General features: G+C 38.6%; 10 protein-coding genes and 1 pseudogene. 2 read left to right on the forward strand and 9 right to left on the reverse strand.

All coding sequences use genetic code 11. The annotated features are described in order from the left end of the window. Positions 1–41 precede the first annotated feature (41 nt). From EDM55_RS06265 to istA, 9 genes and pseudogenes are all read right to left on the reverse strand, one after another. Entirely contained in the window at positions 42–908 is an 867-nt protein-coding gene (locus tag EDM55_RS06265) for a phosphorothioated DNA-binding restriction endonuclease (RefSeq protein WP_092267602.1), read from the reverse strand. Between the two features lie 606 nt (positions 909–1,514). Further along, positions 1,515–2,533, reverse strand: a pseudogene (locus tag EDM55_RS06270) (transposase); the annotation flags it as partial. A gap of 352 nt (positions 2,534–2,885) precedes the next feature. After that, positions 2,886–3,494 carry a 3'-5' exonuclease gene (locus EDM55_RS06275; protein WP_122959876.1) on the reverse strand — a complete coding sequence of 203 codons (609 nt, stop codon included), beginning with the start codon at positions 3,492–3,494 and terminating at the stop codon, positions 2,886–2,888. A gap of 39 nt (positions 3,495–3,533) precedes the next feature. Next, entirely contained in the window at positions 3,534–4,442 is a 909-nt protein-coding gene (locus EDM55_RS06280; RefSeq protein ID WP_122959877.1) for a hypothetical protein, read from the reverse strand. Further along, positions 4,439–7,807 (reverse strand): RNA-dependent RNA polymerase family protein, encoded by a 3,369-nt coding sequence (locus tag EDM55_RS06285; protein WP_141295891.1) that lies wholly within the window; start codon positions 7,805–7,807, stop codon positions 4,439–4,441. The genes EDM55_RS06280 and EDM55_RS06285 overlap by 4 nt, the downstream gene beginning before the upstream one ends. 900 nt (positions 7,808–8,707) lie before the next feature. Beyond that, positions 8,708–10,414, reverse strand: coding sequence for a J domain-containing protein (locus tag EDM55_RS06300; RefSeq protein ID WP_170184486.1), 1,707 nt, complete (start codon positions 10,412–10,414; stop codon positions 8,708–8,710). 23 nt (positions 10,415–10,437) lie between these two features. Further along, positions 10,438–11,544 (reverse strand): restriction endonuclease, encoded by a 1,107-nt coding sequence (locus EDM55_RS06305; protein ID WP_122959881.1) that lies wholly within the window; start codon positions 11,542–11,544, stop codon positions 10,438–10,440. A 462-nt stretch (positions 11,545–12,006) separates the two neighbouring features. Further along, positions 12,007–12,726: an IS21-like element helper ATPase IstB gene (gene istB, locus EDM55_RS06310; RefSeq protein ID WP_122959882.1), complete on the reverse strand. Its 720-nt coding sequence runs from the start codon at positions 12,724–12,726 to the stop codon at positions 12,007–12,009. Next, positions 12,723–14,225, reverse strand: a complete 1,503-nt coding sequence (gene istA / locus EDM55_RS06315) for an IS21 family transposase (protein WP_122959883.1) — start codon at positions 14,223–14,225, stop codon at positions 12,723–12,725. The genes istB and istA overlap by 4 nt, the downstream gene beginning before the upstream one ends. A gap of 348 nt (positions 14,226–14,573) precedes the next feature. Here istA and EDM55_RS31275 point away from each other — a divergent pair, with 348 nt between their 5' ends. Further along, a complete protein-coding gene (locus tag EDM55_RS31275; RefSeq protein WP_311133295.1) occupies positions 14,574–14,654 on the forward strand; it encodes a hypothetical protein in 81 nt (26 codons plus the stop codon). A gap of 33 nt (positions 14,655–14,687) precedes the next feature. Continuing rightward, a complete protein-coding gene (locus EDM55_RS06325; protein ID WP_122959884.1) occupies positions 14,688–15,389 on the forward strand; it encodes a site-specific integrase in 702 nt (233 codons plus the stop codon). Positions 15,390–15,407 lie beyond the last annotated feature (18 nt).

Consider the following 15,407-nt stretch of genomic DNA (forward strand, 5'->3'; position numbering starts at 1 on the left):
AAAGAACCAGCATCTCACAATTGATTTAAAGGTCCTATTATTTAGATATATCTTGCTGTGCCTCTAAAGACTTCTCGTACGTGCCAGTGTTTAAAAGAATCCTTGGGAGCATAGTCTGGACGGATAGGCTTGCGGAGTGATGTTCCATGGTATCTCATTAACCATTCCTCGAAGCCATTCGTACCATGTGCCTCCTCTGATACGAGTAAGCAATCCTCGTTTGAAATCGTAAATACTCCTCTATCAAACATTTTATGATGCAGGGAGCATAACGCTATCCCATTCTCTTCACAATCCGGTCCACCTACTTGATGCCATTTGATGTGCGCTGCTTCGATGGCAACTATGTTCCTACCTAGACGAACATTAAAGCCACATACAGCACAGCTATATTCATATGCTCTCAGTATTCTTTCTCTGAAATTAGGATCTCGATGTTTCTTTTTAAAATAACTGAAAGTAAGACCTGTTTCCTCCAGGATATCGTCATGCATGGTATCCGGAAAATGTTCATTTAATATTTGCGAAGCTAGTTCCGGAACAAATTGATTGTTACTTTTTAGAAAGTCAACTACCTCAGGGATGAATCCACCTACAATTCTTTCTGTAAGTAGTTGCTTGTCGCTGAAGCTCTTTTTATCAACAGACGAAGATAATTGCCACAAACCATCTCCCACTAGCCGAACAAAGGGCTCTTCCGGATGATAAGACTTCCTTGCGGGTCCAAATTCTATAAGCAAATGCTTTAGTTTCTCTCTTACTTCCTCATATGGGAGAGCTACTCTTTCTCCGTTTTGGAATTGTCCAAGCGCATAAAGAATTAATAACGGCTTGTGCGGTGCTCTTTGTCCGTTCTTTTTCCAGACGGAAATGGCTGAAAGCTTATTTTTTAGTTCTGTTATGTTCATTCACCGATCACCCTATTTTAGGCATATCTGTTTTTAATAATTTTCCTGTGATTTCGGATCTGCAGTAAAGAAATAGGCCTATTTTAGTATACCATATTATTCCTTTATATCTTTTGAGTGGGAACTAATATTAATGATATGATTTTTTGAACTGTACTTAAATTACACAGCCATTCACATAAAAAATGCTACCCAAATCAATGAGTAGCATTTCGTCAATTTTGCTGAACGGGAAACCTGTCAATCTAAGTTACTGACAATATGTCGGTAGTTCAATCAGTTTGTTGTGTCAAATTTCTAAAGAAAACCAGTCATGAAAATGGCCTAGAATGGAGCCTTTGTCGTTAGAAAATCTATATAGGCATTCCATTCAAAAATCCAAATATCGCACTTCGAAATGCCACCCAAAACTAAAGAAAGCGAGGAATTTCCTAATCGATATTCCATAGACAAAAAAAGAAAAAACCCTGATTTCTCAAGGCCACTGAAGAACTTACACTTTTTCAGGACAACAAAAATGGAACGAAACAAAAGACGACCGTTATCCCGATTTTTTGGAGTAATGGTCGTCTTTTTCCTGCCCAACTGTGGTAGGTGGATGGTTTCTTACTTCATCAGCTTCAATATTCTTTTCACATTTACAGTAAAGATCGCCATCGCACCTTGTAACTCCATGCCAACAAGACCCGAAGATGACGCTACGTCATACCCGTGTCTGTGTTTGAGTTCGCTGTTCTTCGCTTCAATTTTGTATCGTTCCTTCGCTTTTTCTCTGAAGTACTCACTTTCCTGAAACTCCATTTGTTCGGTGTGTTCGGTGGATTTTATACTCACCGAGTAGGTTTTGCTTTTCGCACCTTCGGTGTAGCATCCTTCCTTCAAGGGACATCTCTTGCACGTTTCCACATCAAAGTAATAGGTATCTGTTTGGTTGTTGCCGACTCCTTTCTTTCCTTGCCGCGCTTTCCGGACCGCGAGATGGCCAGCCTTGCACACATACATTCCCGCATCTTTATTGAACTGGAATTCGTCTTCTCTCTTACGAGCTCTTTGCGTAATAAGTGGATTCAATTTGGCGACCAATTCTATGTCATTGCTGCTGCTGTACGTAATGTTATCTCTTTCCGAGTAGGCAGTATCTCCAATTACCGTTTTGACTTCCATACCGGCTGTCTTGCTTTTTTCGATCAGCGTCTGCAACTGCTTGCCGTCATTCTTTTCGCCCGTCGTCCAACGGCTGCCGTTATAATCCGTTCTTCGGTCATAGCCATGTGAGTTTTGTATCCAAAAAATGCGGAGTCCGCGCTCTTGTGACCTACCCTTGCATCCTGGTCTTCAGAGATTCGGAGCTGCTCCAGGTCATCTGAGATCGTTTCTTTCAACAGATTCAGCGGTTCTTTTATTTTGGGAAGCTGACAAATGCCTCCTTCAGCTTCCAGTACGGCGATGAGTTTTTGGCAGTAGCCAATTTCGTCCTCCAGAACACCTGAGGTGTTCTTTGCTGGGAACTTTGCTTTCAAGGATTCATTAACCTTGTAGACGGCTTTCCTCAGTTTTCGAGAGCGGTCCAGCAAGATTTCTCTCGGGGATTTCTGGTTGTAGCGAGCTTTCGTATGAGTCGCATCCCCCACCCTGTCAATTTGAATAGAGTCGTTTCCGTCTGTTTCCTGAAATTCCCGAAAATCCAGTTGTATCAAGGGTTTTCGGGTGTTTAATAGATTGAAAGTTTACGCTTGTTTCCTGTGATCTTCTGTAGTGGGTGACCATTTTGTGACCAAAATGAGATTACTAGAGTTTGACGTTTCAAATTCACTCAAATTATAAATTGAAAGTTAAGTATTTTTTGGGGATTTAAAGTTTCTAGAACAAATCCAGAATATCCATGTCTTTTTGCTAATTACTCAAGAAAATACCTCAAGGATTTATGAGCTTATTGGCTTAATTCCTCTTATCGAAAATACCATATTTCTAGTATAATTATGCGTACTTGATATTTAGAGATTTTAATGTTGCATAAGATGGGTACCATAACGGAGGACCATATTTAGATAAATATCCTAACTGATTTATATACTTTTTTACTGGTTCTTCCTCATTCAATTTGACCAGTAATTCCCAACAGCCTTCTACGTCTTTAAGGGCCCGATGCGACTCATTCATATCGATGCCATAGCGTTGACACATATTTCTTAAAGAGTGAGGATACACATGTCGATCACGACAAATGGTCAGCGTATCGATAAAATGATTGCTGAAGGTTCTTCCGGCATGCCTTAATAAGGCGAAATGAAGAAAACTGAGATCAAAAGCTGCATTATGGGCGACAATTATATTGCTACCTATGAAACGATTTAATATCCTAATTGCGGTTTCTTCAGAAAGGCCATTTTGCAAATCGGAAGACTGTATTCCTGTAATTTCAGTAATTTTAGGTTTAAGTTCCCCATCAAAATGAATCAGTGTGATGTATTGACTGATAATCTTACCTTCATGACAACGAATGGCTGCAATTTCTATAATTCGATCGTTTTTTGGATCCAAGCCGGATGTTTCAAAATCTAGAACCGTAATGTTGGATAAGTCCATCTTTTTGCCCCCCATAAACTATCTAACCGGAATCATAGGCTATAACAACTTTCTGAACTTACCAAAATCAGGGGGACGTTTAATAAATTTATTCTTGCCGTTTTGATCTTTATCAGAAATTCCTTGTTGAGCTTGGTATATAGATTTTATTGGTAATTCGATTGTAACAGTAGCATCAATTTGATTTCCCTTCAATCGCATTACATCTCTTTTATAATGTTCACGAAAAGGAGAAAACCCCAAAGAGCTACCGTAGTTACCTGTATTGCAAATTATAACATTACATAACAACAGCCGCTGCAATGAATCTGCGATAGAAGCAAATCCTTCAACATCAGTGTTATACGCAACAACAAATAATGTCTGCACCTTTGACTGCAACAGAAATTGGATAGGTAGATTCAACAAGTCAGCACAAATAAGGACCGCCCAGTCTCCAACCTCTTGACTTTGAAACAAATATATCTTATTTCCATGCTGAAATCTTAGTCCTGCCGCCTGCAGCATTTTTTCCTCCTCATCTGCAGGCATAATTTTTGGAACGACAATAATATTTGCGTTTTTCTCTCGAACTTCCACTTCTTTTTCGTTATGTCCAATGACGGACGGTATGGCAATGAATGCATCATTATTAACGGGAGTGTCAGACTCATTTACGGAAGCAGAAAACGGTCCAAATTCCAACCCACCTATAATAATAAAACGGTTCTCTCTGCATACTGCTCTTACATATGTATACAATTGTTCCCTGGGGAGGAAAAATTCTGGAAAAACAAGAAAGTCCGATTTGTCCTGTTTAGCGGTTTCTACAGCTTTGTAGAAGAAATCCAGCTGCTTCGCTGGATTCTGGAAACGATACCGCCTTGAACGATCATACCATGTATTAAATTCTCCAGGATGCCCCGCTTGTGCTACGGTAATCTTTATTGTTTCCCTCATAGAATTCATATTCGTCCGTCCTTTGCCAATATGTTCAGGTCCACTGAAATTAGTTCTAAGATTCCTCCGCTCCAAACTAAATAGTTTTTATTAGCTGTCCTCAAATGATCCTCAATGCGTCGTGCATATTCTTCTAAAGTAATTACATTTTGTTTAGCCATCGCCTTGAACGGTAGTTTTAACTGTCCTAATTGATGATATTGAGTTTGGTAGATCAGCAGCAGCATATTTAATGTACTAATCAGTAAGGTAGTTAAACTAGTTGAAGGGCCTGACCCTTCAAGAATTATTTGTTGTATGCTATGCCACTGAAAAAGCTTTGAGAACTCCGAATAATCGGAAGTATCCCGATTGCTCGACAACATTTGCAGGATAAGAACAGAAAGCGCTAAACAATAGACGAAGTCCTTATGATCTGTTTGAATACTTTCTTTATCTGATTCGGGCAAATTATTCATGAAATTGTTCAAATACTCACTGATTAGTTTTAATCTATCCAATTCTGGGTCGAGCATATTTGGGCATGCAGGAGTATCAATCTTAGGGAAATTTTGACTATCAAGACTATCTCCATTCTTTACCGATCTCCTCCAATCAGTCCATTCTACCAGTGAGATAGTTATTCTTCTTGTCGTGATATTATAGGCCGACTGTCTTGCATCGCCATTTTGTTTGAGTAATTGCTTGATAAACAAGTAAATTAAATTAAGAGCTTCGAGTTCCGACAATGGGTTTGTCAATCCGCTTTTATCAGGTTGCACACTAGTTGAAACAGCTGTTAGCCAATCTATAAGAGGGATTTGAACATTATTCAAAGGAGAACATTGGTTATCCGAGAGATCTTGAATGAAATCTCTTTTCCAGTCATTTGGGAGAACCTTAAGACCGTTAGACGCCATACAAAGAGCTTGTTTTATCCGAGCGAGGTTAATAAGTCTATTTTTTGTATAGGCAAAAAACAGATTTCCCGATGTAATATCCAATGCTCTCGCAAATCTCTTTACATATTTGTCGCTTCCCTCTTTATACCGCATCCAATCCTCTATTACCCTGTCTAATAAATCAATTAGCTCGTGGATAGCTTCATTCCTGATCGTATTTACTTTAAATTTCATCCATAACTGAAAGGTTCTTTGCGGGATATGCTTAATACTGTGCTTAGCTAAAATCAGGGAAAAATCCAGCCAATAATCAACGTTCTGTTCACTTGGACTTAAGCTGTGAAAATAAGCCCAAGCCCAATTAATAAAATCCTCCTCTTCTGTGACGAGTACATTTCGAGCGGATTCTTCTTTACCCCTGCGTCCTTTGAAAATATCAAGCAGAACTTTTAACCTACTGGCTGACAATGATTTCTTTGCATCTGAATTCTCGTGAAAATGAATTGATTCACGCAGATTCATTTTGAATAGGGCATAAGAATGGGTAACAGATTTAATTGATTCCCCAGCTATCACTTGAATTACGCCAGGGTCTCTTGTGATATCGGTAACTGTAAACATTCTGTAGATAGCTTGCTTCTCATGCCAAATAGGCAGTAGGTTATACCAGCTCATTACTGCTCGAAAAAGAACGCCTTGAATTACGTTCCTCTTACTATAGGGAATTAAGCTCCAATTATCTGCCAATGCTAGTAACACTCTAGTTCTTAAGTAGGAACCGTAAAAACCAATATTCTCCGAATTATATTCATTTGAAACTGAGAATTGTCTTAGAAATGATTCTAATTCTTGTTCGATCGCTTCGTTAGCAGCAATATCAAACAAATGCATAATGTAATAATCAATTAAAGACACCTTAAATGGGTATTTCTCAACGGCTCTCAGTAACCTATCCTTGGCGCGATAATGCCTAAATGGCCTTTTCCGTTTTGTTGTTTCAGCTATGCCTGTTCTTATACGCCAAGAAGAGAATGCGACCTTTGTCTCATCTTTTATTTCTCTTTCCTCGAATGTCGTATCAATCAGCTTTAGCAATTCGCGTATATACAAATCTAATTCTTCATGATTCATGGCCAATAAAGAATTCTCGCCGATTTGTGAAAGTTTTTCTATCACAGCTGTTGAACCAGGAATTCGATCTCTTCGCTTGATTGATTTTGGACTTTCACTTTTCTTGATTTCCTCTAGCTGCTTTTCCAAAAAAATATTGAGCATAGAATTCTTATCAAGACATTCCAACTGGTTTATTTGCGTTTTTAAGCTCTCATACCTGCTTTCTATTTTCGGACTTACTTTTTCCTCGGCGAGGCTAAGACCCACAAGACCAAGCAATCTATTAATTTCCTGAATGGATTTCCAAATGATTTCTCTGTTCGAAGAAATAATCATCATATCATCCGTATAACGAGTGATGTAGGCAAGATGTAGTACTCCTGTATCTTTTTTAAGTTCATTTTTCAGTTCCAATAAAAAATTATTCATAGGAATATCTAGATAAATTGTTAATGCACAATTAGACAAAAAACCTGAAGCGACAAGTCCAATCGGTAATGTTGTATTCAACAACTCCTGAATATTATCCGAAGATCCATCACCGCTTGGAAAAAGACTTTCTTCAAAACTTTTCAATTCATTATGTGACTGAAGTTCATTGATAATGCCCGAATAATCTGTTTGAAATTGAAGCATTTGCTTCAATAGCATATTCCATTGTTTCACACAGTCTTCGGACATTACATTTGCTTCGAATAGCTGCTCGAAACGCTGTTTTAAAGCTTGTAATATATGTTCTCTTCTCAGAGTTGGATAGAACTCCTTAATGTCTGCTTCTCCATAGTAAGCTTCCTCATAACTCTCCAGGACTTTTTCAAACTCCCTTACTCTTTGTTCCCTTAAATTCCTTAGACTCCATTGGAAGCTTTCATACAGGGATTTATGGTTGTAATGAATATACAGACGTTCATAACTTCCATCGAACTCATTTTTTTGAAATATTCGCTTCAGGCGATTATTATAACTCCAGGGAACCATCCAATTGTATGTCTTTCTTAATTCCGTTTCATTCACTGGAATTAGTTTTCCAATCTCTTCATTTGTATCGAACCATTCACTTAGCACAAGTACCACAACCGTCCAGGCTACTTGATCCCTTAACGAGAATTGAACCATAGGTCGATATCTCTTATGATCATTTTTCGGAGCTTTTGGTAATAAGTAGGCTATAGTTTCTTCCATTTTGTAAGGCTTCACATCATCAAAGATTTTAAAATCATGCTTTATATTTTGTAATCGCGTATCCAAATTCATTTCAAAGTCAGATATTTCTACCGGATCGAATATTCCGTAAGAAGTTTGAGCAAAATGACGGGCTTTTTTCCACGCAATGTAAAAATAATGTAAAGGGATTTCCTTTGGGCTAAATATTTTTTTCATCTTATCCCCCGAAGAAAGCATTTGATACACTATTTTTTCGACATTATTTCCCAAAATCCTCTAAAAACCAAATACAGCCCCGTCGCAAATAGAAGGCATGTTGAGGTGGCCTATGTACACGGAGATACATCAGTTAAAAGAACTAGGATTGAGTAAAACACAAGTCGCTAATAGGTTAGGGTTCAATGTTAATACGGTAAGTAAATATTGGAATGTTTCACCAGAGGGCATGGTAGATATGCGGAACCGAGTAAAACAGACAAAATATTCCGCTTATGAGGAGACCATTCTTGGTTGATTGTGGAAGTATCCAGATGTGTCCAGCTCCCAGATTCAAGACTGGCTTAGAGAACGTTGTCCCGAATACAAGGGGAAAGCTAGATCCATAAGAAATTGGGTGGCTAAACTGAGAAAGCAGCATGACATACATAAATCCATTACTCCAAGACAATACCAGGCAGTGGAAGACCCACCTATGGGATTCCAAGCTCAAGTAGACTTTGGAGAAAAAAAAGTAAAAAACGTTAATGGTGAAACCATAAAGATATATGGATTTGCTATCCTTTTTTAGTTGAAAAACCGAGGCAGTCGTTTTGCTACTGGTTAGAAAACCGAATTGCTCTGATTCTATATTTGACATAATAATCGCATTTTATACTCCTATCTAAATTAGCAGAATGATTCACTGGATTGCTTTACAGTTTGTATAATTGGAAAGACAGTTTATATAATAAATTTAACTCAGCGACTATTACTTTTCATCACCCTTAAAAAGTGAACGACCGTTTTGTAAAGCTCGGTCAGGGAAGCGGCTTTTTGACGTTATTAATAGCAAATGTTGATACACTAATAAGTATTTTACAACATATATAATTATCTGCTAAGTTTCGGGGATTCTCCTTATTGTGTTTTCAAATTCCCTTGGATATCTGACCAACCCACAACTATTCCGTTCCGATCAAATTCCACAGAAGATAATCCATATCCCCAAGTGACCCCACTGAATGTCATCCGAAAAGCTGTAGGCGTTCCCATCGCATTAATTACATCCTTAAGAGAGGATCCCATAGTGAAAGGAGCAGCTTCTGGATTCTCATCACCAATTGATACATATAATTTGGTTCCAATTTCTGACCATCCAATCACTTGCCCTTGTTGATTAAACTCAATACTTGATAGATCATAACTCCATGTTTCCCCTCCAAAGGAATTTCTTAGAGTATTGGGAGTTCCCATCGCTTCAATGACTTCTTTTTTTGGTGAACCTAAGGTAAAAGGAGGTACTTTGGGTTTGGCCACCCCAATAGATACCTTGAGTTTATTTCCAATATCCGCCCACTCTATGACCTTACCTTGTTCATTAAAGTCGACTTGGGCTAAGCCGTAACTCCACGTTTCTCCCTGGTAAGTTTTATGAGAGCTGCTTGGTGCGCCCATGATTGATAATACCTCTTCCTTGCTTGACTCTAGTGTAAAATGAGATAAAGACGGCCTTACAGATGGGTTTATTAGTTGCTCAGCACTAGCTGATTTAGTTTTTTCTGTTTTTGATTCTATTTCATTCGTTTTTAATAACTCGTTTACAAGCAGGCTTCCATTTTCTGATACGTCTACTAAATACTCACTGTTAAAACTCTTAAATTTTGAGGTTCCGTCACCATATTTAATGCTATATTCCTCGTAAGTTTTTACCCGGAGCTGTGATTCGTTGATTTGCTTTATATCTCGAGCTTCAAAGGCTAATAATCTTTCGAAAATATTTTTTTTACGTAGATAATCGATATATTTCCTTTGTTCGTCATATTTCTTTCCGTTCGGATTAATATGTGGTTCAACAATTGAAAAATCGTTCTTATTCAATGCCTCCACACTCAAAAATACATAATTATACATAAATTCATTTATTTTGCTATCATCAGCTACTTTTGATTGGTTAATAGTTGTATCTAGTAGCATTGATTCGCTCGGTTTTAAAACATTTTGTTCTGCACTGAGTTGTAGGTCCGCTACTTGTGATGCCGATGGTACCTGGTTCGATCGGGGTTGAATGATTAGTGTTTGGTTATCATCCGAAGCTTTATTCGTGCTCGGTTGTAAATTTGAAGAAGTATATTCTGATTCTGGTTTTGTGGTTATTCCTCCCAAAATGCCAAAAGCTGTTCCGATTATTATGAAGAATAATCCAACATGTAAAAAATGTTTCATCCAGTTGACACCAAGACAACTACCGTTAGTTTTGGGAGTAAATTGGACCCTATAACTGTTTATGTTCTCTTCAATGTTAGAGACATCTTGACTTGCTGAAGAATGATCAGATTGGTTAGAATTATCTTGATTAACATTTCGCTCATTCTTATGTTCTTTTTGTTTCTGATCCTTGGCATTAGAATGATTCGTTTGATAGTGTTTCCAATATTGTTCGTTATAAAATTTACGCTGATTCTCATTAATTAGAACATCATATGCCTTCTTCAGTATTAAAAAGTCTTCATGTTTTCCTCCAACATCAGGATGTGTGTATTTAGCTTTAGTACGAAATGCTTTTACAATTTCTTCTTTTTTTGCATGTGGTGATACTCCCAATAAACTATAATAATTAACAAACATGAAACCACCACATTTCATTAGTTTCAATGTCCTTCATAGAAAACCGATGACTTTAATGAATGTTTACAATTTCCACAAATAGCTCGTTGAATATGCTGATAATCAACATTATTCTTTGCTCCGCAATTTTGACAGACCAGTATTCTCCCATGCAATTCCTGCTGTGATATTAACAACCCTATAAGATCATTACGGTTTATCAATCTGACGCAAACTTTTTTAGCCAATGCTTTCGAAGATTCAGTAAAATATGATGTTGTAACTACCCATGCCTCTGAACAATCATAAAAAGTTTTTCCCGTATGAACCTCTTGAATTGCTGAATTACCTACTTTGTTAGTGTTCCCGTATCGCTTCGCTTGGACTGCAATTACCTTGTTATCTTTTCTTAGAACAAGATCAACTCCTTGGTCCCCAGACTTAGGTGTAATTTCTACTTGGTAGCCCAAATCCTGAAAAAGATACTTTAGCCGCTGTTCAAACTGAAATCCATCCATATTATCAATTTCTTCAATCCCACAAAGACGCTCTTGTACTTTTTGATTCCACTCATGTTCCTTACGTTCTCTCTCTTTCCTTTCTCGTTCCTTTCTAACCTGCTTCTCCCTTTCTCGACGTTCGTTTTCATTACGCCTCATTTCTTCCTGATATTGCTCTTCTTTCTTCTTTTTTAATAAATCCTCCCTCTTTTTAATTACTTCGTCGACTATGTTATTGTTACGATTATTGATTTCCTGCAGATTATTATTAACTTCAGTAATAGCCTTATAATGAGTTTTTTTTTGATAAAATATTTGAAAAAAGAGAAGATACAATCCCAACAATACGGATATTATGGAACCATACATCCAACCTGAAAAGTGCATTCCATTTATTACAAAAAATGCGAATAAAAAGGAACATAATAAAAGAGATGCAGCTATTGATTGGAGGGACGTAGTGACAAGAATTTTAGTATGGGATTTTCCAGATGTCAGTTGTTGAAAGACTTTTTGTGAAAAAACTTGAACAAAGCAATGATCGCAATACTCTAAAGTATATTCATTTATTTCGTAGGCATTTGAATTGGGCATTTTCTCATAACGTAATTTGGGCAATTTGGGTTGATCACAATTGTAGCACTTATCCATTTACCCTCCGCCCTTTCAATCAGTTATGAGACTAAGAAATCATCCTTTAGAACAAAAAATAAAAAAACCAAGCATTCTATACTTAAATTAAGGACCAATTAACCTAACGATAACTTTGATGTAACATTTTTATGCAATTATTAATACGAAAATTGCTTCATTCTTGCAGCTTTTGCTAATTTCTTTGTCACCATAAGTACTATTAAAAAATTTCAACGTAAATGGACGACAACAATAGCCAAAAGGCAACTAAAGAGTACCCATTTGGCTAATTGAATCGTTTATGAAAGCCTGTTACTCTAAAGACGTAGAACAAAAACAATCTCACAACAATTTAAGAAAATTTTGGACTACCATAGGCAATAGCGTTCAGAAGAATGACTTATTATGTATTTGGCAAGTAAAAAGTACAGAGTTCGGCAACCATTTTGTGCATAGCCTTGCCAGGCTAAATTTGTAAGATCATCGGTGAGAAAGAGCATGCCGAAGACGATAGCTCTCCCCAGTGAACGCTAAGATATGAGCATGATGCACAAGGCGATCTATCAAGGCAGCTGTGAGGCGGTTATCTCCGAAAACCGTATTCCATTGGCTAAATTCCAGGTTTGATGTCACAATCACACTAATCTTTTCATAGCACTCTGAAATTAGATGGAAAAGCAGATCAGCACCATCTTTATGAAATGGGACGAAGCCCAATTCATCTAATATAAGTACGTCAGCCTCCATTAATTCTCTTTGGAAACGAGGAAGATTGCCCGCTTGAAACTTGGTTTGTAGAGTGGAAACTAACTCTGCGACTCGATAAAATTTTACCTTTTTCCCCTGTTTGCAGGCCTCCACACCTATTGCTGTGGCCAGATGTGTCTTGCCTGTGCCGACGGCACCCAACAATATGATATTTTCCTTTCGCTCTACAAATGAAACTCTCTTCAATTCCTCGATTGTTACACTGTCTGGCAGTGTGACTGACTCGAAGGAGTATCCTTCAAAGGTCTTTATCTGCGTGAACCTTGCTTTTTGCAGCAAGCGACGTATTTTCCCCTGCTCACGGGAACTTCGTTCCGCCGACAGTACAGCGTGGAGAAACTGGGTAGGTTGTTCAAATGGTACTTGCTCGTAAACATTCATGACATGGGCTAATCTCATCTGCTTGCAGAGTTGGCGTAATTCTTCTCTCATTTTCGCACTTCCGTTCGTTGAAGCTGGTCATATCTTGTTAGATCTGGCTGGTATCCAACGAAAACGGATGGTGTGCGACTGTCAACCATCGGTGACTGGATTCGTTCTGGGTGATGTAAGCGGTAAAGAGCATGCTCTAAATGATTTACATCATCGTTATTTTCATGAGTAAGGCATTTTTCAATTTCCTCGATCTGATATGTCTTTAGCATGCGAAGGATCCAACCGATTCTTGCTTTACGACTTTTTCCTTCTACAGATTGCAAAAAAGCCTTTGTCTGATTGGGAAGAAAAGCAAGAACGGAACTGTAGTCGAGAGCTTTCGGCTTACTCTGGAGTGGTTGCAACAGTGCTTGTAGATCTATGGGAATTGACTCGTCCATATATCCCCTTGGGAAAGTAATCAGCACCTCGTAGTTGTCATTTAGAATGTCAACTTTGTTCCACCAATACTTCAACCACACTCGTTCGTGAGAACGAATAAAGGGGACCTTCACTATTTTTTGGTCCATAAGAACTTCGCCATAGCCATTGGCTTTTACAGACTCTAAGCGGAAGGTTTCATAAGGAACGGTAGGGAGCTCCAAAAGCTTGGTTTTCTCTTGTTCCCAAAGGTCTTGCTGTAAGACTCCTTTTGCATAATGGAGCCTTTTCAAATCTTCATGAGCTTGTTGATTGATGATCTTCTGGAGTTGATCAAGATCATTTGCTACAGGCAATGGAACACACCAGTTTCGACGAGCATAGCCCACCTTATTCTCAACATGCCCTTTCTCGTTTCCTTGTCCAGGATTACAGAAATCAGGCTGGAATCGATAATGGAGAGCAAAACGTTGAAATTCTTCTGTTAGCTTTCGTTTCCCATCGCTACCTGAAGATACAACGGCTGCGGAAAGATTGTCGAACCAGATTCGGTTAGGTACGCCGCCACTCATTTCGAATAGCTGCCGTAATCCCTCCAAGAAACACTCTGTATTCTCCTTCGGAGTAACGAAGATAAACGCTGCATTACTATATGGATAGGAAAGGATTAGCATTTTTCTCTCTACCAGTTTCCCAGCTTGAACTGCTTGAAAAGATCCAAAATCAGCCTGAGCTTCTCCACCTGGGTGTTCTAAACGAACATAGGGCTCCGTTTTTTCGATTTGCAGTTCGGATTTCCGTTTAGCCACATAGTACCGTACGGTACGGTCTGATCCTGCAAAGCCACATTCAGAGACAAGGCGATCATAGATACGCTTCGACGTGTGGCGTTGTTTTTTTGGACGTGTTTGATCTTCCAGAAGCCAGGTATCCACTTGCTCACAGTAAGCTTCCATAATAGGGAATTTTCCTCGAAGAGGAAGGGCTTCTTTGTTCCAATCTGAACAGTCGGCATATTTCCTTGCCGTTCTCCAGTTTACCCCAAGCTGATCTGCAATCTGAGAAATGGATTGATCTTTTACATCACGTAAGTATTTGATATAGTGTTGTTGAGCCATTGCCAGCATTCCTTTCATCCCTCTCCTATCTGTTCGCCAAATAGAAGAGTAGAGGGTTGTTTAGTTAGCTGGCAAGGCTTTTTTCATTTGCGGAAATGGTCTGCACTTTTCGGTTGCCGAAGTGTGTACTTTTATTTTGCCAAACACAACTTATTACGGGTTTCGTACCGTTGATAAGCGTTCTTTTGAGCGCCTTTTATTTTTTCCTGAAAGGAGGGCGTCACAATTTGAATATCCATCAAATCCAAAATAATGATCGGGACTACCCTGATGTTTTAGATGTGAGCGACATTCAACAAATCCTCGCGATCGGCGATCGGCAGGCGGCAGGCATACGAGCTTGTTAATTCTGGACAATTTCATGTGGTGAAGATCGGAAAGCGCATTAAAGTATCCAAAAAAGTATTTCTGCAGTGGTTGGAGGGTAGCCTTGAAAGTCAAAACTGATACTAAAAAGATTAGGAAGGGAGATCACCACTAATGGCTGGTACTGTACAAAAAGTTGGGACATCATGGTGTTATATCGTGGATCTAGGAAAAGATGTTAACGGTAAACGCAGGCAAAAGAAAAAACGTGGCTTTCGAACGAAAAAAGAAGCACAAGTTGCTCTCGCTGAAGTCGTGCATGAATTAAGCAAAGGTACTTATGTAGCTCCTTCAAAGATCAAGTTTAAGGATTATTTACTGCAATGGTTGGAAGATAAGCAAACCAAAGTAAACGAAGCAAGTCTTGACACCTATACATGGATAACCAATAAGCACATTATCCCTGCTCTTGGAGAGATAGAATTGTCAAATCTGACCCCGATGATGATTCAGCAACACTATAATCATCTCACAAAAAACAAAGTCCTATGCGATGAAAACATCCGCAAGGTCCATATTTTAATTAAAGACGCACTGAAAAAAGCAGAACGCTGGGGTCTTGTCGCCAAAAACGTTGCCACTCTCGTAGATGCCCCCAAGGTCTACAAAAAGGAAGTTAAGGTCTGGGACGCCGATCAGGTGCGAGCTTTTTTGGAGGTGGCCAAGAACAGCCCTTATTACATGATTTTTTTGTTGACCATTACGACTGGCATGCGAAAAGGAGAAATATTAGGAGCTGCCTGGAGGTATCTCAACATCGAGGAAGGATATCTAAGCATTGCCCAAGCCCTTAATAAAAAGGGCAAGCTTGTTTAAAATGTACCCTATAGAGTA

This window comes from Brevibacillus centrosporus (assembly GCF_003710815.1).
Taxonomy (GTDB): domain Bacteria; phylum Bacillota; class Bacilli; order Brevibacillales; family Brevibacillaceae; genus Brevibacillus; species Brevibacillus centrosporus.